Annotated in this window: 23 protein-coding genes and 2 pseudogenes; 9 read left to right on the plus strand and 16 right to left on the minus strand. The window is 53.7% G+C overall.

Annotated features, from left to right (window positions below; translation table 11 throughout):
• Nucleotides 1-23: 23 nt before the first annotated feature.
• The 4 genes from phoH to efeU form a co-directional block, all read right to left on the minus strand.
• Nucleotides 24-812: a phosphate starvation-inducible protein PhoH gene (gene phoH / locus MUU51_RS06125; RefSeq protein WP_168713829.1), complete on the minus strand. Its 789-nt coding sequence runs from the start codon at nt 810-812 to the stop codon at nt 24-26.
• A 550-nt stretch (nt 813-1,362) separates the two neighbouring features.
• On the minus strand, nt 1,363-2,646 hold the full coding sequence (gene efeB / locus MUU51_RS06130) for an iron uptake transporter deferrochelatase/peroxidase subunit (RefSeq protein WP_159773202.1): 1,284 nt from the start codon (nt 2,644-2,646) through the stop codon (nt 1,363-1,365).
• A gap of 6 nt (nt 2,647-2,652) precedes the next feature.
• On the minus strand, nt 2,653-3,780 hold the full coding sequence (efeO, locus tag MUU51_RS06135) for an iron uptake system protein EfeO (protein ID WP_258967346.1): 1,128 nt from the start codon (nt 3,778-3,780) through the stop codon (nt 2,653-2,655).
• A gap of 57 nt (nt 3,781-3,837) precedes the next feature.
• Entirely contained in the window at nt 3,838-4,668 is an 831-nt protein-coding gene (gene efeU / locus MUU51_RS06140; protein WP_159773206.1) for an iron uptake transporter permease EfeU, read from the minus strand.
• A gap of 252 nt (nt 4,669-4,920) precedes the next feature.
• On the opposite strand from efeU, the gene MUU51_RS06145 reads away from it, so the two are divergent.
• Entirely contained in the window at nt 4,921-6,105 is a 1,185-nt protein-coding gene (locus MUU51_RS06145; RefSeq protein ID WP_159773208.1) for a NupC/NupG family nucleoside CNT transporter, read from the plus strand.
• A gap of 82 nt (nt 6,106-6,187) precedes the next feature.
• Here the strand turns inward: MUU51_RS06145 and MUU51_RS06150 are convergent, their stop codons facing one another.
• Together MUU51_RS06150 and putP are read right to left on the minus strand one after the other, a co-directional pair.
• Nucleotides 6,188-6,616, minus strand: a complete 429-nt coding sequence (locus MUU51_RS06150) for a DUF3574 domain-containing protein (protein ID WP_258967347.1) — start codon at nt 6,614-6,616, stop codon at nt 6,188-6,190.
• A 106-nt stretch (nt 6,617-6,722) separates the two neighbouring features.
• Nucleotides 6,723-8,231 carry a sodium/proline symporter PutP gene (gene putP, locus MUU51_RS06155; protein ID WP_258967348.1) on the minus strand — a complete coding sequence of 503 codons (1,509 nt, stop codon included), beginning with the start codon at nt 8,229-8,231 and terminating at the stop codon, nt 6,723-6,725.
• 396 nt (nt 8,232-8,627) lie between these two features.
• Between putP and putA the strand changes: the two genes are divergently transcribed.
• Nucleotides 8,628-12,590: a trifunctional transcriptional regulator/proline dehydrogenase/L-glutamate gamma-semialdehyde dehydrogenase gene (gene putA / locus MUU51_RS06160; RefSeq protein ID WP_258967349.1), complete on the plus strand. Its 3,963-nt coding sequence runs from the start codon at nt 8,628-8,630 to the stop codon at nt 12,588-12,590.
• 87 nt (nt 12,591-12,677) lie between these two features.
• On the plus strand, nt 12,678-13,070 hold the full coding sequence (locus MUU51_RS06165; RefSeq protein WP_258967350.1) for a lysozyme inhibitor LprI family protein: 393 nt from the start codon (nt 12,678-12,680) through the stop codon (nt 13,068-13,070).
• On the opposite strand, the gene rutR is transcribed toward MUU51_RS06165, so the two are convergent.
• From rutR to MUU51_RS06190, 5 genes are all read right to left on the minus strand, one after another.
• On the minus strand, nt 13,067-13,705 hold the full coding sequence (gene rutR / locus MUU51_RS06170; protein WP_159773218.1) for an HTH-type transcriptional regulator RutR: 639 nt from the start codon (nt 13,703-13,705) through the stop codon (nt 13,067-13,069). The genes MUU51_RS06165 and rutR overlap by 4 nt on opposite strands.
• Nucleotides 13,706-13,715: 10 nt before the next feature.
• Nucleotides 13,716-14,648: a DMT family transporter gene (locus MUU51_RS06175; RefSeq protein ID WP_258967351.1), complete on the minus strand. Its 933-nt coding sequence runs from the start codon at nt 14,646-14,648 to the stop codon at nt 13,716-13,718.
• Between the two features lie 144 nt (nt 14,649-14,792).
• Complete coding sequence (locus MUU51_RS06180) at nt 14,793-14,969, minus strand: con-10 family general stress protein (RefSeq protein WP_015964929.1); 177 nt, start codon at nt 14,967-14,969, stop codon at nt 14,793-14,795.
• Nucleotides 14,970-15,298: 329 nt separating this feature from the next.
• Nucleotides 15,299-15,571, minus strand: a complete 273-nt coding sequence (locus MUU51_RS06185; protein WP_159773222.1) for a hypothetical protein — start codon at nt 15,569-15,571, stop codon at nt 15,299-15,301.
• Nucleotides 15,572-15,651: 80 nt separating this feature from the next.
• On the minus strand, nt 15,652-16,878 hold the full coding sequence (locus MUU51_RS06190; protein WP_258967352.1) for a YadA C-terminal domain-containing protein: 1,227 nt from the start codon (nt 16,876-16,878) through the stop codon (nt 15,652-15,654).
• Between the two features lie 554 nt (nt 16,879-17,432).
• Between MUU51_RS06190 and wrbA the strand changes: the two genes are divergently transcribed.
• Both wrbA and MUU51_RS06200 read left to right on the plus strand, forming a co-directional pair.
• Nucleotides 17,433-18,038, plus strand: a complete 606-nt coding sequence (gene wrbA / locus MUU51_RS06195) for an NAD(P)H:quinone oxidoreductase (protein ID WP_159761279.1) — start codon at nt 17,433-17,435, stop codon at nt 18,036-18,038.
• Nucleotides 18,039-18,059: 21 nt separating this feature from the next.
• Nucleotides 18,060-18,287 (plus strand): YccJ family protein, encoded by a 228-nt coding sequence (locus MUU51_RS06200; protein WP_125354743.1) that lies wholly within the window; start codon nt 18,060-18,062, stop codon nt 18,285-18,287.
• A 35-nt stretch (nt 18,288-18,322) separates the two neighbouring features.
• On the opposite strand, the gene agp is transcribed toward MUU51_RS06200, so the two are convergent.
• Nucleotides 18,323-19,564 carry a bifunctional glucose-1-phosphatase/inositol phosphatase gene (gene agp, locus MUU51_RS06205; protein WP_258967353.1) on the minus strand — a complete coding sequence of 414 codons (1,242 nt, stop codon included), beginning with the start codon at nt 19,562-19,564 and terminating at the stop codon, nt 18,323-18,325.
• Between the two features lie 147 nt (nt 19,565-19,711).
• On the opposite strand from agp, the pseudogene MUU51_RS06210 reads away from it, so the two are divergent.
• Nucleotides 19,712-20,023, plus strand: a pseudogene (locus tag MUU51_RS06210) (winged helix-turn-helix transcriptional regulator); the annotation flags it as partial.
• Nucleotides 20,024-20,148: 125 nt separating this feature from the next.
• Nucleotides 20,149-20,943, plus strand: a complete 795-nt coding sequence (locus tag MUU51_RS06215) for an SDR family NAD(P)-dependent oxidoreductase (protein WP_258967354.1) — start codon at nt 20,149-20,151, stop codon at nt 20,941-20,943.
• A gap of 44 nt (nt 20,944-20,987) precedes the next feature.
• On the opposite strand, the gene MUU51_RS06220 is transcribed toward MUU51_RS06215, so the two are convergent.
• Nucleotides 20,988-21,200 (minus strand): hypothetical protein, encoded by a 213-nt coding sequence (locus MUU51_RS06220; RefSeq protein ID WP_159773232.1) that lies wholly within the window; start codon nt 21,198-21,200, stop codon nt 20,988-20,990.
• A gap of 144 nt (nt 21,201-21,344) precedes the next feature.
• Between MUU51_RS06220 and MUU51_RS06225 the strand changes: the two genes are divergently transcribed.
• Both MUU51_RS06225 and MUU51_RS06230 read left to right on the plus strand, forming a co-directional pair.
• Nucleotides 21,345-21,626 (plus strand): NAD-binding protein, encoded by a 282-nt coding sequence (locus MUU51_RS06225; protein WP_258967362.1) that lies wholly within the window; start codon nt 21,345-21,347, stop codon nt 21,624-21,626.
• 73 nt (nt 21,627-21,699) lie between these two features.
• Nucleotides 21,700-21,888 carry a YegP family protein gene (locus tag MUU51_RS06230; protein ID WP_110509847.1) on the plus strand — a complete coding sequence of 63 codons (189 nt, stop codon included), beginning with the start codon at nt 21,700-21,702 and terminating at the stop codon, nt 21,886-21,888.
• Nucleotides 21,889-21,947: 59 nt separating this feature from the next.
• On the opposite strand, the gene MUU51_RS06235 is transcribed toward MUU51_RS06230, so the two are convergent.
• From MUU51_RS06235 to MUU51_RS06245, 3 genes and pseudogenes are all read right to left on the minus strand, one after another.
• Nucleotides 21,948-22,394 carry a KPN_00521 family repetitive protein gene (locus MUU51_RS06235; protein ID WP_159773234.1) on the minus strand — a complete coding sequence of 149 codons (447 nt, stop codon included), beginning with the start codon at nt 22,392-22,394 and terminating at the stop codon, nt 21,948-21,950.
• Between the two features lie 141 nt (nt 22,395-22,535).
• Nucleotides 22,536-22,646 (minus strand): annotated as a pseudogene (locus tag MUU51_RS22175) (IS5/IS1182 family transposase); the annotation flags it as partial.
• 256 nt (nt 22,647-22,902) lie between these two features.
• Nucleotides 22,903-23,421: fimbrial protein (locus MUU51_RS06245; RefSeq protein WP_258967355.1), on the minus strand; the 519-nt coding region annotated here is incomplete at its 5' end.

Below are 23,421 nucleotides of genomic sequence, written 5' to 3' on the forward strand. Positions count from 1 at the left end.
GCTTTATTTTCGGCAAACCAGACTCAGTTGTAGGCGTGTAATGTACGTTGGCAGAGCGCGGACCGCACGCAGTCGTCTTTGTTAAAGCGAACGATACCGACCATATCGTCCTCTTCAAAACGTGCCAGCGCATCGCTCAAACCGGACACCACACCCCGCGGGAGGTCACACTGGGTGATGTCGCCGTTAACGATAACCGTCACGTTTTCCCCGAGGCGTGTCAGGAACATCTTCATTTGCGCCGCGGTCACGTTCTGGGCCTCGTCCAGAATAACCACCGCGTTTTCAAATGTACGTCCGCGCATATAGGCGAACGGCGCGATCTCTACCTTGCCGATTTCCGGGCGCAGGCAGTATTGCATAAAGGACGCCCCCAGCCTTCTGACCAAAACGTCATAGACCGGGCGGAAATACGGGGCGAACTTCTCGGAAATATCCCCGGGTAAGAAGCCAAGATCTTCATCGGCCTGCAGAACCGGACGGGTGACGATTATCCTGTCCACATCCTTATGAACCAGGGCCTCTGCTGCTTTTGCTGCGCTGATCCAGGTCTTCCCACACCCTGCCTCGCCGGTGGCGAAAATCAGCTGTTTACTCTCGATAGCATTCAGGTAGTGCGCCTGAGCTTCATTGCGAGCTTCAATTGGAGAATGATCACGGCTGTCTCTTGCCATGCCAATTGCTTCTACGCCACTCATCTGCACAAGCGAGGTGACCGATTCTTCTTCACGTTGTTTATGACTGCGTGAATCCCGTCTCAGCACACGTTTTGCTTCGCGACGAGCTTTGATCACTGCTTTTTGTCTTCCCATGGATAGCACCTTGAGTTGTTGGTCAACATTACACGTGCCCGTTTCGGCACGATTATGCGCACTAACGTCTGAGGTTTGGCTTCCTTTCAAGCCATTGCTTGCCGGTTGATCGGGCGTGATGACACGACTACGCGCACCGCGCATCACATCAGTGGAGTCATGAGTTGCTGTCGAAGAGGGAAATTCAGTGGTGAAGAAATCGCTGCCGGAGGTGAGGCCTCCGCGCTGTTTGGTGCGGTTATTTTTACTTTTATGTCCAGAACAGGACCCTACCATTCGCGATCTCCTAAGTGGCTACTTTCACTCACTGCCGGGAACTACCGCTGTTGTAATAAGTACATCATGAATTATCATAAATGCAACATATTTTTTACTTTCGAGCAACCAAGCTACGTTCTGCCCGAACGTCATCATCATCTGACAAAAATATTACAGAAATATATCAATGACCTGCCAATACAAAAAAATGATGCTTTGGGAAAGTGTGAAAACAGGAAGGGATAAAATTGTTAGCAGAGTAACCATCCTGCCCTCACGGGCAGGACAATAATCAGGCTTCCAGCAACGGTTGTGCGAGGTAGCCCGTGCGTTCTTTTACGCCCGGCAGAACAAAGAAATATCCGCCGCCGATAGGCTTGATGTACTCTTCCAGCGCTTCGCCATTGAGCCGCTTCTGCACGGTCAGGAACCCTTTCTCGAGGTCATGCTGGTAGCAAACGAACAGCAGGCCCATCTCCAGCTGGCCGGAGTTAGTTACGCCGAGCGAATAGCTGTAGCCGCGGCGCATCATCAGGTTTGAATCGGTTGCCGGCGTGCGCGGGTTGGCCAGACGAATATGGCTGTCGAGCGCAATGACATCACCATCAGGATCTTTAGCGTAGTCCGGCACATCGTGCTCGTGCTGCATTCCCAACGGCGCGCCTGAATGCTTATCGCGCCCAAAAATGGTCTGTTGTTCTTTCAGCGGCGTACGGTCCCAGAACTCCACGTGGAACTGGATAATGCGCACTGCCTGGTAAGAACCACCCGTAGTCCACGCCGGTTCACCCTGCCCGTCCGTCACCCAGACGATGTTATCCATCAGCTTCGCGTCATGGCTATCCGGGTTGGCAGTACCATCTTTGAAGCCCAGCAGATTCACCGGCGTCTCTTTGCCTTTGCTGCGCGCGGCGTGGTCAGAGATAAACCCCTCCCGCTTCCAGCGCACGCTCAGCAAATCCGGCGAATGCTTGATGATGTCACGCAGAGCGTGAATAACCGTGTCCTGGGTGTTAGCGCAGATTTGCAGCAGCAGGTCCCCATGACACAGGGCCGCATCCAGCGAATCGTTGGGGAAACGCGTCATGCGCTGCAGTTTTTTCGGCGCGTGTGCCGCTAGCCCGTAGCGCTCGTCAAACAGCGACTGGCCAACGGAAACGGTAATGGTCAGGTTATCCGGCGCGATATACGCCCCGAGGATCCCGGAATCCATCGGCGGCAGTCGCGGGTTCGGCGTATCGGGCGCGGGCCCACCGGTGGTGAGGAAAGTTATCCTGTCGGTCAGCAGTTTGAACAGGCGCGTCAGGTCAGCTTTATCACTCGCCAGCACGTCAAACGCCACCAGCATCATCGATGCCTGCTGAGGGGTCAGCACGCCCGCCTGATGCAGTCCGTGGAACGGTTGGGTTTCCATTCGCGCATCCGGAGATAGCGTCCCCGGTGCACTTTGCGGTTTCGCCGCATGGGCGACCGGGCAACCCCCGGTCAACGCCAGCGCGCCTCCCAGCGCGCCGATATTTTTCAGTAAGCGACGACGTGATGGCTCGGTCACGTCGTGCGATTTGCTCTGTGTCATAACGCTTTAGTCCAGTCCGAGGATCCCACGCAGCTGCGCTAAATCTTCTGCCAGTGTCGTTACCGGCCCTTTCAGCGCATTGCGGTCAGCGTCAGTCAACTTATCGTAAGTCTCGTAGCCGTCTTTGGTTTTGTACTTCGCCAGTATGGTGTCGACTTTCTTGAAGTTGGCATCCACTTTGGCCAGCAGCGCGCTGTTTTCTTTCTGCAGCTGAGGACGCAACAGGTCGACAATTTTCTGGGCGCCGTCGACGTTAGCCTGGAAATCCCACAGATCGGTATGGCTGTAACGGTCTTCTTCACCGCTTATTTTGCTGGCCGCGACTTCTTCAATCAGATCGGCAGCACCGCCCACCACTTTTGACGGTGGGAAGGCCAGTTCGCTGATGCGTTTTTGCAGTTCCTGCACGTCGCTGTTCAGCTGAGTAGCGTAGTGCTCCATGCCTTTGGTGGAGTTGTCAGCAAACAGCGCTTTCTCCAGGCGGTGGAAGCCGGTGAATTTCGGGTCTTCCGCTTTCTTCTCGTAATCGTCTTCACGGGCATCGATGCTGCCGTCGAGGTCAGAGAACAGTTCAGCAATCGGTTCGATGCGTTCGTAGTACTGACGAGTCGGGGCGTACAGCGCTTTGGCTTTCTCGATATCGCCCGCTTTCACCGCGTCGGTGAAAGCCTGAGTGCCTTTCACCAGCTCTGCGGTTTGTGCCGTCACGTAGGTTTTATAGTCGGCAATCGCGTCACCCAGGCTCAGCACGGCGTTGGCTTTCGCCGCATCCGCGGTGGCTTCACCTTTAACAATCAGCGTGCCTTTCGGGTTAGTCAGCAGGCCACAGGTCATTTCATAACGACCCGGCTGTAGATTGGCGGTCATTTTCTGGGTGAAGCCCGGCGCAATGTTTTCACGCTCTTCCACCACCATCACCCCTTTGAGGATTTCCCACTCCAGCGCTTTCTGGCTGTGGTTCTGGATGTTGAACTGGGTTTTGCCAGCGTTAACGGTGATGTTCATCGGTTCACACTGTTTGTCGGTGACCGTGACCTTTACCTGCGGAATATCGGAGGCCTGCGCAGCGAACGCAGAAGAGAACAGCGCAGCGATGCCCAGCTGCAGCGCACTACGGCGGAAATTAATCGTCATGACCCATCCCTTTCAATAAGTATGTTGTAACTAATAGTCAATCATTGCTGTCGCTGATTACGCCGTACGAGAAGGACTCGTCGAGGCCCGCGGCGGCATGGAAAACAGCACCAGCACCGGGATCAGATAGATAAAGTACACCGCCACTTCGCTGACGCTTGGCGCTTCCTGATAGCCGAAAATACCTTCCAGCAGGGTGCCAAACAGCGTGTGGGTAGAAAGTGTGTTACTGAGATCAAACGCGACGTCCTGGAAGTGATTCCACAGCCCTGCCTCATGGAAGGCCCGAATCGCCCCGGCGGCAAGCCCTGCAGCCACCAGCAAAATAAACAGGCTGGTCCATTTGAAGAACGCGCCAAGATTCAGGCGAATGCCGCCCCAGTAAATCAGGAATCCAAGGACCACCGCGGTCGCCAGCCCGAGCATTGCACCGAGCGGCGGCCAGATGCCGAGATCCTGCTGGAATGCGGCCAGCAGGAAGAATACCGATTCCAGCCCTTCACGCGCCACGGCGAAAAAGACCATCAGGATCAGCGCCCAACCGTGGTTATTGCCCTTTTGCAGCGCATTATCCACCGCGTCTTCCAGTTGTTTCTTCACATTGCGCGACACTTTGCGCATCCAGAACACCATCCAGGTCAGGATAAACACCGCGATAACCGCCACGATACCCTCGAACATTTCCTGCTCTTTCTGCGGAAATTCACCGGTGGTTTCGTTGATGAAAATGCCGAGTCCCAGGCACAGCGCGGCGGCGAGAAACACGCCAATCCACATGACGCCAATCCAGCGTCCTCGTTGCGTGCGTTTAAGGTAGCTCGCTATCAGGCTGACAATCAGCGCTGCTTCCAGCCCTTCGCGTAACATAATGAGAAATGGAACAAACATGCCTGAAACCCTTCAGTGTGAAACGCAGTCAATCGATGCAAAGTTTCGTAAATATGAGTGATAGTGATTATCATTACGGCACAGAGAAACACAAGCGAAATGTGCGGATAATGATGTCAGGTTGTAAAAACTTGCAGTCGATATCGTTATCAGGCAAAGCAATTTAGTCTGAGGCTATTAACAGGTAATCGTTTACGCCGCCGCTTCGCTGTGGCTAAATATGCGCCCCGTTTACCTGCAAACAAAAATGAAATGGCTAATATTCTTCACTTCCTGCTGGCGCTGGTGGTCATCCTCGCGCTCGCCTGGCTGGTCAGTTTTGACCGCAAAACCATCCGTATTCGTTATATTACGCAGCTCATTATTATTGAAATCGCGCTGGCGTTCTTTTTCCTGCACGCCGAAAGCGGTTTAGTTCTGATTAAATCGGTTTCAGGGGTATTTGAATCGCTGCTTAAATTCTCCGCAGAGGGCAGCAATTTCGTCTTCGGCGGCATGAGCGATAAAGGCCTCGCGTTTATCTTCTTAGGCGTGCTGTGCCCGATTATCTTTATTTCCGCGCTGATCGGCATTCTGCAACACTGGCGTATTCTGCCGATTTTCATTCGCGTGATAGGCACCCTGCTGTCGAAAGTGAATGGCATGGGCAAGCTGGAATCATTTAACGCCGTAAGCTCGATTATCCTCGGTCAATCGGAAAACTTCATTGCTTACAAAGGCGTGCTGTCAGACCTTTCCTCTCGTCGGCTTTTCACCATGGCCGCCACGGCGATGTCGACGGTGTCGCTGTCGATTGTCGGCGCATACATGACCATGCTCGACGCGAAATATGTCGTGGCGGCGCTCATCCTCAATATGTTCAGCACCTTCATTATCCTGTCGGTGATTAACCCGACGCGTCCGGATACCGAAGCGGAGATTAAACTCGAGAAAATGCATGAGTCGCAGAGTTTCTTTGAGATGCTCGGGGAATACATTCTCGCCGGTTTTAAAGTGGCGATGATTATTCTGGCGATGCTGATTGGTTTTATTGCGTTGATAAGCGCGGTGAACGCCCTGTTCTCGACGGTGTTTGGCCTGAGCTTCCAGCAGATCCTCGGTTACGTTTTCTATCCCCTGGCATGGCTGATTGGCATTCCACTGAGCGATGCGCTGAACGCGGGCAGCATCATGGCGACCAAACTGGTGGCGAATGAATTTGTGGCGATGATTGAGCTGCAAAAGATTGCCGCACAGATGACACCGCGGGGCTTAGGCATTCTGTCTGTGTTCCTGGTGTCGTTTGCTAACTTTGCTTCTATCGGCATTGTGGCGGGCGCGATTAAAGGACTGAACGAGAAGCAGGGAAATGCGGTTTCGCGCTTTGGTCTGCGCCTGGTGTACGGCGCGACGCTGGTGAGCTTGCTGTCGGCGAGCTTTGCGGGGTTGTTCCTGTAAGCGTATAAACGCCCGACGGCGCTGCGCTTGCTCGGGCCTACGAAAATAAAAACGGCGGGATAATAATCCCGCCGTTTTTTTATCAGAACTGGACGCACACCGGGTTATCAACCCGCATCACCGATTCCTGCGTGAAGCGTGATTTATACACGTTACGCAGCGCTTCAATGTTGCTTTCACTCTGCGCATCTTTACCGTGGATTAGCATCAACGCTTTGCTCTGCTCACGGGCCACTTTGCCGTCATTACCGAGCCATTGCCCGCGTGCATCAAGCACCGTCAGCCCATCGCGAAAGCGCGGCGTGACGTCATTGTCCACGAACTGCTGCCATTCCTGAGGCGTAATATCTTTCCCCGCCGGACGGCTCAAGCCGAAATAAAGCGTGGTTTGCTGCATCTGGTTATCCGCTTTGCAACTTTGCGTGTCTGCGACGGATTTTTGCGATGGAGCCGTACAACCGCTGAGCGCGAACGCCAAAGCGATGGCGGCATACCCCATTTTTAGTGTCATTGCCTGCTATCCTCATTGTTTTTTTTAGCCGGAAGATATCAGCGCATTTTCAGGCAATTAGCAAGAAAAAAGCCCGCTTTCGCGGGCCTTAGCAGAGCAGGAATGATTATTCGGCATGTAACCGGGACGGCGGCGCAGAGTGATAGTGCGCGTCCGCTTCAGCGAAGCGTTTCTGCATAGAAGCAGATGGCGCTTTGCCCAGCAGGCTAAAGACCACAATCCCGATACTGCCAAACACGAAGCCTGGGATAATTTCATACAGGCCCAGCCAGCCGAACTGTTTCCAGACGATAACCGTGACCGCACCGATGACCATTCCGGCCAGCGCGCCGTTACGCGTCATGCGGGACCACAGCACGGAGAACAGCACCACCGGGCCAAACGCTGCACCGAAACCGGCCCAGGCGTAGCTCACCAGACCCAGCACGCGGTTTTCAGGGTTTGCGGCCAGCGCAATCGCCACCAGCGCCACGGCCAGAACCATAAAGCGACCGACCCACACCAGCTCTTTCTGGCTCGCGCCTTTACGCAGGAACGCTTTGTACAAATCTTCGGTAATCGCGCTTGAGCACACCAGCAGCTGACAGCTCAGGGTCGACATCACCGCCGCCAGAATGGCAGAAAGCAGAATACCGGCAACCCACGGGTTGAACAGGATTTGCGCCAGTTCGATGAACACGCGCTCGGCGTTCTGATTTACCGCACCCGCCAGATCAGCATGGGTATTAAAGAAGGCAATACCAAAGAAGCCTACGCCCACCGCCCCCATCAGGCACAGGATCATCCACGTCATACTGATGCGACGCGCATGAACGATACTGTGGTGGGAATCCGCCGCCATGAAACGCGCCAGAATGTGCGGCTGACCGAAGTAGCCCAGACCCCAGCCCAGCAGGGAAATGATGGCCACGAAGTTCAACCCTTTGAGCATATCGATGTTTTCAATGCTCTTTTGCTTAATCACTTCCAGCGAGTCACCGAAACCGCCAACGGTGATAATGACAATCACCGGCGTCAGGATCAGCGCGAAAATCATCAGGCTCGCCTGCACGGTGTCGGTCCAGCTCACGGCCAGGAAGCCGCCGATGAAGGTGTAAAGGATGGTCGCCGCCGCACCGGCCCACAGCGCAGTTTCATAGCTCATACCGAAGGTGCTTTCGAACAGACGTGCCCCCGCCACAATGCCGGACGCACAGTAGATGGTGAAAAACAGAAGAATGACCAACGCGGAGATAATACGCAGCACGCGGCTTTTATCTTCAAAACGACCGGTGAAATAGTCCGGCAGCGTCAGTGCGTTATTGTTCACTTCGGTGTGAACGCGCAGGCGTCCGGCCACCAGTTTCCAGTTAATCCATGCGCCAAGGCACAGACCAATGGCAATCCAGCTTTCAGAGATACCAGAAATGAAAATGGCGCCCGGCAGGCCCATCAGCAGCCAGCCGCTCATGTCAGAGGCACCCGCAGATAATGCGGTGACAAATGGGCCCAGGCTACGCCCGCCCAGAATATAGTCATCAAAGTTTTTGGTATTACGCCAGGCGATAAACCCAATCAGGATCATGCCAAATATATAAATTAGAAACGTCACCACCATCGGTGTGCTAGTAGCCATCAAAAAATCTCCAGAATAACTCTTTTTATCCCTATTACCGGAACGAAGTAATGGGCTCTTTGTTACGGGCGGAGCGTATCCTGCCGTATAGTGAATTTATTCACAAACGATTTAACACTGCATTTACAGATAAAACACCCCGTCAACAGGATCAATTTCTTATAGGTTGCACTCGCTCACGCTTTTCACGGTTGCACCGCGCAAAAGTGTTAAGCGCCGCATAAAACCTGGACTCATCACATCAACCCCACGTTTTAATCAGTGTTAAAACGATTTAACAAGTCATTGCTTTTCCTGATTGCTGGCGACGTCACACTTAACACGGTTGCACAAAGTTGCAACATGATGGATATTTCTGTGCAACTAGAGCAGCAATTAATATTGAGGGAGTTTTTTATGGCCAGCACCACCATGGGCGTAAAACTGGATGACGCCACGCGCGAACGAATTAAAAGCGCGGCAACGCGCATTGATCGCACCCCACATTGGCTGATTAAACAGGCCATTTTTAATTATCTGGAAAAACTGGAAAATGACGAAGCGTTGCCGGAATTGCCTGCCCTGCTGTCAGGTGCGGCGAATGAAAGCGACGAAGGCCTGGTGCAGACCGAAGAGTCGCCTCAGCCGTTCCTCGACTTTGCCGAGCAGATCCTGCCGCAATCGGTGACCCGTTCTGCGATTACGGCCGCCTGGCGTCGGGCTGAAACCGACGCGGTACCCATGCTGCTGGAGCAGGCCCGTCTGCCACACAGCATCGCAGAACAAGCGCATTCCCTCGCTTACCAGCTGGCCGAAAAATTGCGTAACCAGAAAACCGCCAGCGGTCGCGCCGGTATGGTGCAAAGCCTGTTGCAGGAATTTTCGCTCTCCTCGCAGGAAGGCGTAGCACTGATGTGTCTGGCGGAAGCGCTGCTGCGTATTCCGGACAAAGCCACCCGCGATGCGCTGATCCGCGACAAAATCAGCAACGGCAACTGGCATTCGCACATTGGCCGCAGCCCGTCACTGTTCGTCAACGCCGCCACCTGGGGCCTGCTGTTCACCGGTAAACTGGTATCGACGCACAACGAAGCCAGCCTGTCGCGCTCGCTGAACCGCATTATCGGTAAGAGCGGCGAGCCGTTGATCCGCAAAGGCGTGGACATGGCGATGCGCCTGATGGGCGAACAGTTCGTTACCGGCGAAACCATTTCCGAAGCGCTGGCCAATGCCCGCAAGCTGGAAGATAAAGGCTTCCGCTACTCCTACGATATGCTCGGCGAAGCAGCGCTGACCGCCGCCGACGCGCAGGCGTACATGGTCTCCTATCAGCAGGCAATCCACTCGATTGGTAAAGCCTCTAACGGGCGCGGCATTTATGAAGGCCCAGGCATCTCAATTAAACTGTCGGCGTTGCACCCGCGCTACAGCCGCGCGCAGTTCGACCGTGTGATGGACGAGTTGTATCCACGCCTGAAATCCCTGACCCTGCTGGCGCGCCAGTATGATATCGGCATCAACATTGACGCCGAAGAAGCCGACCGCCTGGAGATCTCCCTCGATCTGCTGGAAAAACTTTGTTTCGAACCGGAACTGGCAGGCTGGAACGGCATCGGCTTTGTTATTCAGGCGTATCAGAAACGCTGCCCGGCGGTGATTGATTACCTGACCGACCTCGCTACCCGTAGCCGCCGTCGCCTGATGATCCGTCTGGTGAAAGGCGCGTACTGGGACAGCGAAATTAAACGTGCGCAGATGGACGGCCTCGAAGGGTATCCGGTGTATACCCGCAAGGTGTATACCGACGTGTCCTACCTTGCGTGCGCAAAAAAATTGCTGGCGGTGCCGAACCTGATTTATCCGCAATTCGCCACCCACAACGCTCACACCCTGGCGGCGATTTACCAGCTGGCGGGCCAGAACTATTATCCGGGCCAGTATGAATTCCAGTGCCTGCACGGGATGGGCGAACCGCTGTACGAGCAGGTGGTGGGTAAAGTGGCCGATGGAAAACTGAACCGTCCATGCCGTATTTATGCGCCGGTGGGCACGCACGAAACGCTGCTGGCGTATCTGGTGCGTCGCCTGCTGGAAAACGGCGCGAACACCTCCTTTGTGAACCGAATCGCCGATACCACCCTGCCGCTGGATGAACTGGTGGCTGATCCGGTTTCCGCCGTCGAGAAACTGGCGCAGCAGGAAGGCCAGGCCGGTCTGCCGCATCCGAAGATCCCACTGCCACGCGAGCTGTACGGCGAAGGCCGCGATAACTCCGCCGGGCTGGATTTGGCTAACGAACACCGTCTGGCGTCCCTCTCCTCTTCGTTGCTTAACAGCGCGCTGCAAAAATGGCGTGCCCTGCCGATGCTGGAACAGGCGGTTGACGACGGCGACATGCAGCCCGTGGTCAACCCGGCTGAGCCGAAAGATATCGTCGGCTATACGCGTGATGCGTCCGAACGCGAAGTGGAACAGGCACTGACCAACGCGGTCAATAACGCGCCTATCTGGTTCGCCACGCCGCCGCACGAACGTGCCGCCATTCTTGAACGTGCCGCCGTATTAATGGAAGGCCAGATGCAGCAGCTAATGGGCATTCTGGTGCGCGAAGCGGGTAAAACCTTCAGTAACGCTATCGCCGAAGTGCGTGAAGCGGTGGATTTCCTGCATTACTACGCGGGACAGGTCCGGGATGATTTCGCCAACGAAACCCATCGCCCGCTTGGTCCTGTGGTCTGTATCAGTCCTTGGAACTTCCCGCTGGCCATCTTCACCGGACAAATCGCCGCAGCACTCGCCGCCGGAAACAGCGTGCTGGCGAAACCTGCCGAGCAGACGCCGCTGATAGCCGCTCAGGGCATCAATATTCTTCTGGAAGCGGGCGTACCGCCGGGCGTGGTGCAGCTTCTGCCGGGTCGCGGTGAAACCGTCGGCGCGCAGCTCACGTCCGACAACCGCGTGCGCGGGGTGATGTTTACCGGTTCCACCGAAGTGGCAACCCTGCTGCAACGTAATATCGCCAGCCGCCTCGATCCGCAGGGTCGTCCGACACCGCTTATCGCCGAAACCGGCGGGATGAACGCGATGATCGTTGATTCCTCTGCGCTGACCGAACAGGTGGTGATTGACGTTCTGGCCTCCGCGTTCGACAGCGCCGGGCAGCGCTGCTCTGCCCTGCGCGTGCTGTGTTTGCAGGACGATATCGCCGACCACACCCTGACGATGCTGAAGGGTGCGATGGCGGAATGCAGAATGGGCAACCCAGGACGGATGACCACGGATATTGGCCCGGTGATTGATGCCGAAGCCAAAGGCAATATCGAGCGTCACATTCAGACCCTGCGCAGCAAAGGTCGACCGGTGTTCCAGGCCGCACGTGATAACGGTGAAGACCGCCACGAATGGGCCACCGGCACCTTCGTGCCGCCGACGCTGATTGAGCTGGAAAGCTTCGATGAGCTGCAAAAAGAAGTGTTCGGCCCGGTGCTGCACGTGGTGCGCTACAACCGCAATTACCTTAATGCACTGGTCTCCCAGATTAATGCCTCCGGCTACGGTTTGACCCTCGGGGTGCATACCCGCATCGACGAAACCATCGCCCAGGTCACCGGCAGCGCCAACGTCGGCAACCTGTACGTGAACCGTAATATGGTGGGCGCGGTCGTCGGCGTGCAGCCGTTCGGCGGCGAAGGTTTGTCCGGTACAGGTCCGAAAGCCGGCGGCCCGATGTACCTCTATCGCCTGCTCTCCAGCCGCCCGGAAAACGCGCTATTAACCACGCTGAACCGTCAGGATGCCGGGCGTCCGGTGGATGCACAGCTGAAAACACTGTTGGAACAACCGCTGGTCGCCCTGCGCGAATGGGCCAACGGTCGTCCTGAACTGAGCACACTTTGTCATCGTTACGGCGAACTGGCGCAGGCCGGGACCCAGCGTTTATTGCCAGGCCCAACCGGCGAGCGCAATACCTGGACTTTGATGCCGCGTGAACGCGTACTGTGTCTTGCGGATAATGAAGAAGATGCGCTGGTGCAGCTCGCCGCCGTTACCTCCGTCGGCAGTGAAATCCTGTGGCCGGATGAAAGTCTGCATCGTGGGCTGGCAAAACAGTTGCCGAAAGCGGTCAACGAGCGCATTCGCTTCGCCAAACGCGAGCAGATTGTGAACGAAGATTTTGATGCGGTGATTTATCACGGTGATTCAGATCAGCTGCGTGAACTGTGCCAGCAGGTGGCGGCTCGCGATGGGGCGATTATCTCGGTACAGGGCTTTGCTCGTGGGGAAACTAATCTGCTGCTGGAACGCCTGTACGTTGAACGCTCCCTGAGCGTCAATACCGCTGCGGCGGGCGGCAACGCCAGCCTGATGACAATCGGCTAAGCTTGTGATTAATTAGTGGCAATGCGCCCCATCACCCTGTAAGCCCGGTAAGCGACAACGCCACCGGGCTTTTTTGGAGATCACACGATGAAACTGACTATTATCGCCGCTGCCGCCCTGCTGATGAGCACTTCCGCTCTGGCGGACAGCTGTGAATCCGCCACGTCCCAGGCGGGACTTAACGAGTGTGCCAGCAATGAATATAAAAAGCAGGATGACTTGCTCAATCAGACCTATAAAGAGGCGATGAAACTCGCCACCTCGACACAGAAAACTCAGCTCGTAACCGCGCAAAAAGCGTGGCTCGCCTTTCGCGACGCCGACTGCGCATTTTTGACCTCCGGCGCTGACGGCGCCTCCGTCGCCCCGATGGTTCACGCCCAGTGCATGACCGACAAAACCCGCGAACGTATCGAACTGCTGAAAAGCACTCTCACCTGTGAAGAAGGCGATGTGAGCTGCGTTTTCCCGCCGCGTTAACGCAGACGGATCCCTTCAATAATCATGCGCTGCACATTTTCCACAGTTTGCTGGAAGAACGCCTCATCACGCAGCGTTTTACCGGTGACCGCCTCGACCTGAGTGGAGAAGTCCGCATAGTGCTGCGTGGCGGCCCAAATCATGAAGATCAGATGGTTCGGATCGATGGGCGCCAGCTTGCCCTCCGCGACCCAGCCTGAAATGATCGCCGATTTTTCTGCCACAAGGGATTTTAAATCCCCGGTCAATTCCGCCATCAGCAGCGGTGCGCCCTGCAACATCTCAAGACAAAACAGGCGCGAGGCTTCCGGGTAATCTCGCGAAACTTCCAGCTTGAGGCGAATATACTCACCAATCGCCACCAGCGGCGTGAATTCTTCGCGAAAGGCGCGCAGCGGCGCCAGCCAGATATCGAGGATATTGCGCATGACTGCCACGTACAGCGCTTCTTTCGACGGATAGTAATAAAGCAGATTCGTTTTCGAGACGCCCGCCTGTTCCGCCACCTGTTCAAGACGCGTGCCGTGAATGCCGAACTGAGAAAAGGTGTTCAGCGCTGCCGTCAGAATGGCCTCTTTTTTAGCGCTCACCGCCAGACTACGTTTCCCGGTTTTTTTTACGGCTGCCTGAGCCATGACGCTCTCCTTATTCCTGCGCGGTACATTTGTTTTCTGCGTTTTCCACCACCTGTGGTAACGCCTTTTTCTTTTTGAATTTCAATTCGCTGACCAACACGCCCGCGATGATAAACGCCGCGCCAAGCAGGGCCAGCATCGGTAAGCGTTCACCCGCCATGCGGCCAAAGATGCCCGCCCACACGGGTTCACCGGTATAAATCACCGTCGCACGCGTCGGGGAAACGCTGCGCTGGGCCCAGTTCATCACCACCTGAATAATGGCGCTGAAAATCCCTAAACCCAGGGCAACCACCAGCAGACCCGGTGAAAATGACGGAACGGATTCTCCGGCGGGGATCATCATGGTAAATGCTACCAGCGACGCGGTGGCCAGCTGCACGACGGTGACCCGGCGCACATCGACCTTCCCGGCCCACGCGCTGATCAGAATAATTTCTGCGGCGATAGCCAGCGCCCCCGCGAGGGTAATGATTTCCCCGGCACCAAGCGCCAGTAAGTTTCCGTCCGGCCCGGCGAGTAAAATCAGGCCGATGAACGCCAGCATAATCCCGACGCAGGACATCAGCCCCGGCATACGCCCGAGGCACAACCATTGCAATAATGGCACCAGCGGCACGTACATCGCGGTAATAAAGGCGGATTTACTGCTGGAAATAGACTGTAAGCCCCAGGTTTGCAGGCTGTAGCCAAACGCGATAGCGATTCCAATCATCACGCCCGCTTTCAATTCAAGCCGCGTTAACCCACGCAGGGAGCGTAGTGAGAGCAGACCCACGGCGATAGCCGCGGTGGCGAAGCGCAGTCCGACAAAAAAGAACGGGTCGCTCATGGTGACGGCGTATTGCACCGCCAGAAACGTGCCACCCCAGAACATGGTGATGACAATCAGGAGCGCTTCCTGAGGCTTTACGGAAAATTGATAGCGAGAAAGAAAGGACATAGTACCGCCGGGATAACATTCAGCCCAACAGTGTGCAGATTACCGCGGACTGCTGCAACCAGCAGGCATAAAAAAACCGCCGGGAAAGCCCGGCGGTGGGGATTTGATGGGGCTCAGGTCGCCACATCGTACGGCGTCAGTCCACTAGCTATTGCGATTGCTGCCGTGGCTGTTTTTCCCCCCTTTTTTGCCAGCTTCAGAGGCACGCTGAGGATCATTCTTGAAGTTACCCCCGCTGTGCTGGCCACCTTTACGACCTGCTTCTGATGCTCTATCACGGTCTTCGGCGAAATTACCCGAACCGCCACGATGGTTTGCCATTACGGACCTCCAATCAATTGTTCAGACATCATATTGCATTACGTGATGTGGAATATTCCACTACGCGGTGACGGGCCAGAGGCCTGTTTATCGCCGCGTGGAACTAAGCTTAGTGGAAGCCTCTCATTCCTCCAGTAAACGGTAATATCTTGCAACATGCGCTCAGCGGAAAGTATGAGTTTGCCGCTCCGCGACGCATAAGCGACTCTTATGGCTTATGAAAAAAACGCACAGGAAAGTGTGTCATTTTGCTACAGAATCATTGCCGCATGCCATCACATTCAACCGACTGAATTAATGAATGTTTTCCCGATTTAACTGGCCCCGCATCAGCCGTGTAAATTACCGACGTAAACCCCTTGCTTCATCAGCGCCACTTTTCCCGTTTTATAAACAATCACCTGGTACAAACCGGCGCTGTAAACGGTGGCGCTGGACGTTTTCTCATCCAGCGCACACGGCTTGTCATCCAGATAGGCGAAATAGCCATTATCCATGCGGAAACTGACGCCATACCCAGTGTAACTGTGCGGCGTATGTGTTGCCGCCTGGCAGAACAACGAGGTTCCAGCCAGCAGCAGACCTGACACAACAGACTTCATGCTCATCATCATTCACTCTCTTTATTTCCGTTCAGGACGGAATTTTATTTTTGTGGGGGTTTAGCCCCGATAGAAATGGATTACCAACCGATTGACACGCCTGCGCCGTAGCCGACATTTTGTTGGGTGTCGTCTGACATGGTGGCTTTGACGATGACGCTTTGCGATACGCGTGCCGACATCCCTACCGCGACGGCGTTTTCGCCTTCGTAGCCACCCACGCCTGCGCCAATGGCAAAAGTTTGTCCCTGAATCACCTGCGGAATATTGGCCTGCGCCATTGCCCCGGAAATCCCCGCTGAAGCCTCTTTTTTATTTTCATTGACTTCAGATTTGAGGTTGCTGAAATTCCTGTTCAGTTTATTAATTTGCCCGGTATTACTTTCCGTCTGCGCTTGCGTGGCACGTACTTCGGAATGAACGGTATTGATGTTATTTCCGTTGGCATCAATATCACGACGGTTTTCAGTAATGGCCTTTTGGTTATTGCCGATGAATTTCTCATCCTGCTTTATTGTGTCGCTATTTTTTACGATCGCATCCTGATTCTGCTCGATACCTTTATGGTTGCGGTCAATCTCATGGCTGTTATCAGCAATATGGCCGCTGTTCTCTGCAACCACTTCGCGGGTGCGCTGGATTTGCTCATGAGTCTGCTTAAGACCTTCCTGATTCTTTTCGATATCGTGTTCGTCCTTAATAATCGCTTTGCTATTTGCCGTCACGACTTCACGGGTGCGGTGAATAGCATCGTTGTTCTGTGCGATATGCTCGCTGTTCTCTGTCACCACTTCACGGGTGCGGTGAATAGCATCCTGATTCTCGGCAACTTCACCTTGCGTTTTCACGATATCGTGATGGTTCTCTGCAATATCATTATGGTTCTGCGTAATACCTGCAACGTTCTGCGCAATTTGTTGGTTATCTTGATCAAGCGTGGTTTTTAACGGCGCAATCTGGTTATCCATATAGCTATGGGAATCAGTATCTGAGACGTGGACAGGCGGCGCGATTGCCGGGGTAAGATTGACCATTGGCACGCTCTGGATTGTGCTGCGTGGGATCGGATCGAATATCCAATAATCGTTTGTCACGGGATTCCACGGCTTATTGTTCGACAGAAAATCATTGGCTTGCTCAAGCGTATTCGCGCTCATGACTAAATTGTAAACATCAGGGACGGACTTTTGAATTTCAGGATGCAACGTAAAATAGGCATTGGCCGCATCAAGATCGGCACCCGTTAACGCATAGGCAGAAGGAACCAGAGCAGAGAAAATTAAGCACGCGGATATTGAGAATTTCATTAAATTACCATCAGATCAATATTTAAAGGTCGAGGAAATATCAGTACAAATATCCCTGAGCTGAAACCTGGAATGACACCTTACAAATAAAAATCCTTTTACCCTGGTGATATCCGGTGAAGTGGGAGTGATTTTAGAGGCACAGGAAAGTGTAAAAATTGATTTAAAATAATTTTTCAAAATGTTTCACATGAGAAAAATTTGAGTTGTAAACAATTCAGGAGGGTAACTGTTTACTATTGTTACAGCACAAATAGCTTAGACAGTAGGATTTGTAGGAAAGATGTGAAACAGGGTTTCATTTGAAAAAATCCCCACCGCCTTGTTCTCTGCCGCTTTAATCCCGGCCAACAGTTGACCAGACCCGGTATGTGACCAACACTTTCAGGAGAATCTTCCTTATACCCAAAATAATTCGAGTCGCATCACGGCGGCAAGAGAATGAGTCCCGATGAGCTTAGTAAGCTAAGTGATTCGGGCGAGTGAACGCAGCCAACAAAGATGCAGCTTGAAGTATGGCGGGTATACACAGTGTCATTACGGAGAATAAGGCTATGAGTGGAAACGCAAAAATTCTGGTTCTTTTTTATTCCATGTATGGACACATCGAAACAATGGCGCAGGCTATTGCGGACGGTGCGAACCAGGTGGATGGCGTTGATGTAACGGTAAAACGCGTGCCTGAAACGATGTCGGCGGAAGTTTTCGCGAAATCGGGCGGCAAAACACATACCGCCCCGGTGGCAACACCGCAGGAACTGGCGGATTACGACGCTATCATTTTCGGAACGCCTACCCGCTTCGGCAACATGGCCGGACAAATGCGCACTTTCCTCGATCAAACCGGTGGCCTGTGGGCATCTGGCGCATTGTACGGCAAACTTGCCAGCGTCTTTAGCTCCACTGGCACCGGCGGCGGTCAGGAGCAAACCATTACCTCGACATGGACTACCCTCGCCCACCACGGCATGGTCATTGTGCCGATCGGCTATGGCGCGCAGGAATTATTTGATGTCTCTCAGGTACGCGGCGGTACGCCGTATGGCGCGACGACCATTGCAGGCGGGGATGGTTCGCGTCAGCCCAGCCAGGAAGAACTGGCGATTGCCCGCTATCAGGGACAACACGTTGCCAATCTGGCGCGCAAACTGAAAAGCTAAACGTCTGTCAGGAGGAATACTATGCCAACACAGGAATCCAAAGCGCATCACGTAGGTGAATGGGCGAGCTTGCGAAACACCTCACCGGAAATCGCCGAGGCCATTTTCGAACTGGTTAAGTACGACGAAAAACTGGCTGAAAAAGTCTGGGAAGAAGGCAGCGATGAAGTGCTGGCGCTGGCCTTTAAGAAAACCGATAAGGATTCGCTGTTCTGGGGCGAACAAACCATCGAGCGTAAAAACGTCTGAAACAGACTCCCCCGCCAGGCGGGGGAGAATGCGTTTTACTTCGCCGCGTTATTCAGCACTTCATTGAACTTATCTACCGGGCAGTATCCGTCTGCATCTACCGGGCAACCTTTCAGCTCCAGCGTGACACGCTGTGGCGGCGCTTGCAGCGTCAGCACATCCGCATTACGCAACTGCTGCGTACTCTGATACAGATATTCGATTTTCATGAGTTCGCGGTTACCGGCCGCGTCACGCCAGCGTTCAAACACAATTTTGCCGCCAATCGGCGTGCGTTCGTACTGATCGTGGAGCGTATACGGTTTGAAATCCAGCGCCATTAACAGCGATGCGATATTCGAGTCATGCCCCACCAGCAGCGTCACTTTTGGACCTTTTCCGGCGTTGGTGACCAGTGTTTTATCGATGTATTTCACCAGCGGCGCAGCCACATTGCGGGCCACTTCTGGCGAGGTAAACAGGCTGTCCTGATAGCCATTTTTCAGCTCTGACAGCACGCGCCACTGCTTGTCGGTTTTGATTTGTCCCCACGCCACCTGATCGGCCGGGAAACCTTCGTAATACTGAAGGGTGAAAGCATCAACCAGTGAGTTACCCACTTTCAGCGGTCCGTCGACACCAGGTTCTTTTTCAAATGGCGCGCTGAAGGTGTCTTTGCCATCGGTCAGGGAGCACACTTTCTTCTCTTTGCAGGACGGAGAGTTTTTGTAATCAACGAGCGTTTCCAGCAGCTTGTAGCTTTCGCCGAGGTTCATTTTCTGCCGCTCTTCGTCCATCGCCTTCACTGCCTGTTGGCTGAAGGCCGCTGACGAGTCGGTAATCACCGGGTTGAATGTCGGGTCCATGGTGCCCATTTTGTCCTGATGATGGATCGGCACATCACAGCCAGGGAACGCACCGGTAATGAAGAACTGCGCGGTGGCGACGGTGCGTTGCAGGCTGTTGGCGTAGGCATACACCGTATCCGGCGACGGGCATTCACCGGTGGTCACCATCCCCTTTTCCGCCAACCATTCCCGCATGTAATGGCCCATATACACTTCGAGCACGCCGCCTTTAGTCGTGAGCTGTCCGCCGGGTACATCCCACTCCGGCCATTTATTCGGCGTGGATTGTTCAAGAACGCTGCCATTATTGGCGAGCGGCGCACGCAGGTTGTGCCGGCTCATGATCAACACCTGCTGGAGCTGATACCCCTCCGGCGTCGTTTCTGCCTGGGCCGCAAAGCCCGCCATCATTGAGCCGATAACCGCCACGGCCAGTACGCTTTTTCTCATCCCTTTGTCCTCATGCGTTAATGAACTGAATCAAGTGTGACAGATTTATGACACTTTACCGGGAAGTGGGCCGCAAACTGGTGATTTTCTCTTCTCTTGTGGCTAAATGGTTTTATAATAAAACTTATCGCCCTATCTGGAGTTCACGTGAAACGTACCCGCCTCGAAGAAAACTGCTGCCCTGTCGCCCGCTCGCTGGACATTATCGGCGACTGGTGGTCGTTGCTTATCGTTCGCGATGCCTTTCACGGCAAACGCCGCTTTAGTGAATTTCAGCGCAGTCTGGGGATCGCCAGGAACATGCTCACTGCTCGCCTTAAGCTGCTGGTGCAAGAAGGTATTCTCGAATTACGGCCCGCCTCAGATGGCAGCGCCTGGCAGGAGTACGTACTGTCAGACAAAGGTCGGGCGCTCCAGCCCGTGCTGGATTCGTTAGCCGAATGGGGTAATGCCTGGCTGCCGGTCGAACACGAGTTTCCTCAAAACTAAAATAATCCTCGCCAATTGGTTGCATATTAAAACCATTTAAACCATGCTGAATTTGGTTTCATTTTGCAACCATATTATTACGCTGAGGAACTTCCATGAACGCACAACGCCCTGTCGCCGTCGTTACCGGCGCTTCTTCCGGGATCGGCGCCATTTATGCCGATCGCCTTGCCGCTCGCGGTTACGATTTACTGCTGGTAGCCCGTCGGGAAGATCGACTCCAGTCACTCGCGCTGCGTCTGCAGCAACAATTCGCCATTGAGGTCTCGACCTTAAAAGCCGATCTCAGCCATGACGACGGGATCCGCGAAGTAGAGCAGCGTCTGCGAAGCGACGCCCGCGTTGCGCTACTGGTGAATAATGCCGGATCGGCGCGGATGGGAGCATTTCTGTCGGTTGATATCGATGAGCATGAAACTATTCATACATTGAACACCACGGCGTTGATGCGTCTGAGCTACGCGGCATTGGCGCGCTTTTCCGCGCAAAACAGCGGTACTTTGATCAACATCGCGTCGGTCCTCGCCTTCCACGCCCTCGGTAGCAGTGCGGTCTACAGCGCGACCAAAGCCTGGGTCGTCAACTTCACACGTGGACTACAGCAAGAATTTGCCGATAGTGCCGTACGCATTCAGGCGGTTTTGCCTGCGGCCACGGCGACGGAAATCTGGGATTTGTCAGGTGTTGCACCCGACACGTTACCGGAAGATTCGGTTATGAGTGCGGAGGATTTGGTCGATGCAGCACTTGCCGGGCTGGATAACGCCGAACAGGTCACACTGCCACCGGTGCATGACCTTACCTTGTGGGATACTTACGAACACGCTCGTCTGGCGCTGTTCACCACCTCCAGAACGGGTGTGCCTGCCCCGCGCTATCAGAAGCGTTGAATAAAAACAGGGTGGTCTTTCGCCACCCTGCTGGTATTCCACCGTTATTCCGCAACAGGCAAGGCGGTCAGCGTGCAAATTGCCATATGTTTCCCGCCACGTCGGTCAGTAATCGTCACCGTGTCTCCGGCTTTTTTACCTTCACACGGTTTTACCATTGTGTCGGTAAAATGCTGACGCATCTGTTGTTGGCTGGTTGGCGCGGCTTGCACGGCCCCCGCCAGCATCAGTAACGTTAGGGTAACTGCCGATTTCATCTTTCTCTCCGAACTTGGCTCATTCTGGTGAACCTTAACATCCTGCTTTGCGGCTTACTGTAAATTCCATTTGCCGATTGTTACCTGGCTTGCTACGTTTTCAAAAGCTGAGTCCGAAATGCCCGATGAAATCAGCCGGTCCCGATATTAGCGGGCGCGGAAAAGGCCCGCTATATTCTTGTGCTGCGCAACGACGATTCAGATAACGCTTTTATCGTGCTGGCGGCGAAAGAAGTGGTCACTGGCGACACCAAAATCCTCGCGCTGGTCAATTCTGATAAAAACCTGAGTAAGATAAAACGCGTCCAGACGGATATCGTTTTTTCCCTGCAAACTCTCGCCAGTGAAATGCTGCTGCGCAAACTGAGCGGCGAAAATATGGATACCGATAACCTGATGGATTTACTCTTCCAGGACGGACATTAATACCTGACTGGCATCGCTGGCACGAAGACCTATGATTATAAAATCATTTGTGCACTCAACTGAGGAGAAGGTGATGGGCTATTTCGAAATCAAAAAATCCGATAAGGATACGAAGGAACCGTATTACTTTGTGCTGAAGGCCGGCAACCATGAGGTGATCGCCCGCAGCGAAATGTATTCCAGCAAGGCGGCGGCGCAAAAAGGCATTGCGTCAGTGCAGAAAAACGGTGCCAGCACCGACGTGCGTGATAAAACTGAGTAAACCAAAAGCAAAAGCCCGCGATAAACGCGGGCTTTATTATTTATAACGGTTGAACCGTATTATTCAGAGACGCTTTTCTTCACATCCTGGGCACCGGCTTTGGTTTTATCCCATGCCTTAGTGCTGCCTTCTTTTGTGGCATCCCATGCTTTTTGGCTGCCGTCTTTGGTTTTATCCCAGGCTTTCTGACTACCTTCTTTGGTGCCATTCCAGGCTTTTTCAGAACCCTGTTTGGTTTTATCCCAGGCCTTCTCGCTGCCTTCTTTGGTATTGTTCCAGGCTTTCTGACCATCCTGCTTCATCTTGTCAGTGGTTGAGCCGTCGCTTTCCGCTTTGCTCATTTGTTCCTGAGTACGATGTTCGGTCTGATGCAGTTTTTCTTTAGCTGTGTCGGCGCCAGTATGGGCGGCCTGAACGGTCTCATCTGTTGCATGCTGCATTTCGCCCTGGGCCATTGCACCGGTAGCGACAAACAGAAGGGACAAAGCGATTGCTGTCTTTTTCATTTTAACTATTCCTTTTATCAGAGTCCGGCTATTACTCTATTTTTCAGGAACGATAACGACAAGGCGATAAATCCTAATTGATTCAAGGGCGTTGTTGAATAAATCGGATTTAGATAAAAGCGCCTCCCGTCACTGACCTCCTCAGGCAATCCGCACACTTTCCGGCATCCCTGTACGCGTCATTTTGTTTAAGGCACGGATCATGGCCTTAGCCTCACCAACCTGTCCATCGTAGTCACGCAGCGTCAGGCGAAAAACGCGTTTGAGCATCAGTATGGTAGAAATAGCGAGCCCAGAATAAGGTTGAGGACGACCACGGGATATCGCTGCAGGATCAGGGGTGTGGTGATCTGATCCTGACTATGGCCAAAAGTTCGATTTATTCAACAAAGCCGGTGAATGGTATAAAGGCCCAGAAGGATTTTCTACATGAACGATCGTTGATTACCCTACTTACCTGTATCAATAGCAACGTAACTCACAACGCAGCTTATCCGGCACAACTGTCTCAGGAAAAATCAACCCGAAGGTAAGCAAGCGTTGTAAACAGTCCTTCCTGAGGAGGATTCCCTGTGGTGCCAACAGGATAGGCATATAATATTACATTTGAGCGATAGCTATCATCCAGCTTAAATGGAACAACACGGCTGCTATTATTCGGCGTTAATGGGACATTGTGTTCATCAGTAACAATAACGCCTACATCTTTATTATCAGACTGAATAGCGTCAGGAACATCGGCGGAAGGAGTCCCTTCAATTCGCATTGTCAGATTGGCCGTTGCACTAATATCGTTACATTGAATTGGGATCTTTATTTCTTTCGGTGTATAATTAGTAGGCGCCTGCCCTTGTACTTTTAAATCAGATGCATAGACCGACCCCAAGTCAACAACAACCTGCGTTCCAGCGTTCCAGCGTTCCAGCGTTCCAGCGTTCCAGCGTTCCAGCGTTCCAGCGTTCCAGCGTTCCAGCGTTCCAGCGTTCCAGCGTTCCAGCGTTCCAGCGTTCCAGCGTTCCAGCGTTCC

This window comes from Scandinavium manionii, assembly GCF_024764775.1.
GTDB classification, from domain to species: domain Bacteria; phylum Pseudomonadota; class Gammaproteobacteria; order Enterobacterales; family Enterobacteriaceae; genus Scandinavium; species Scandinavium manionii.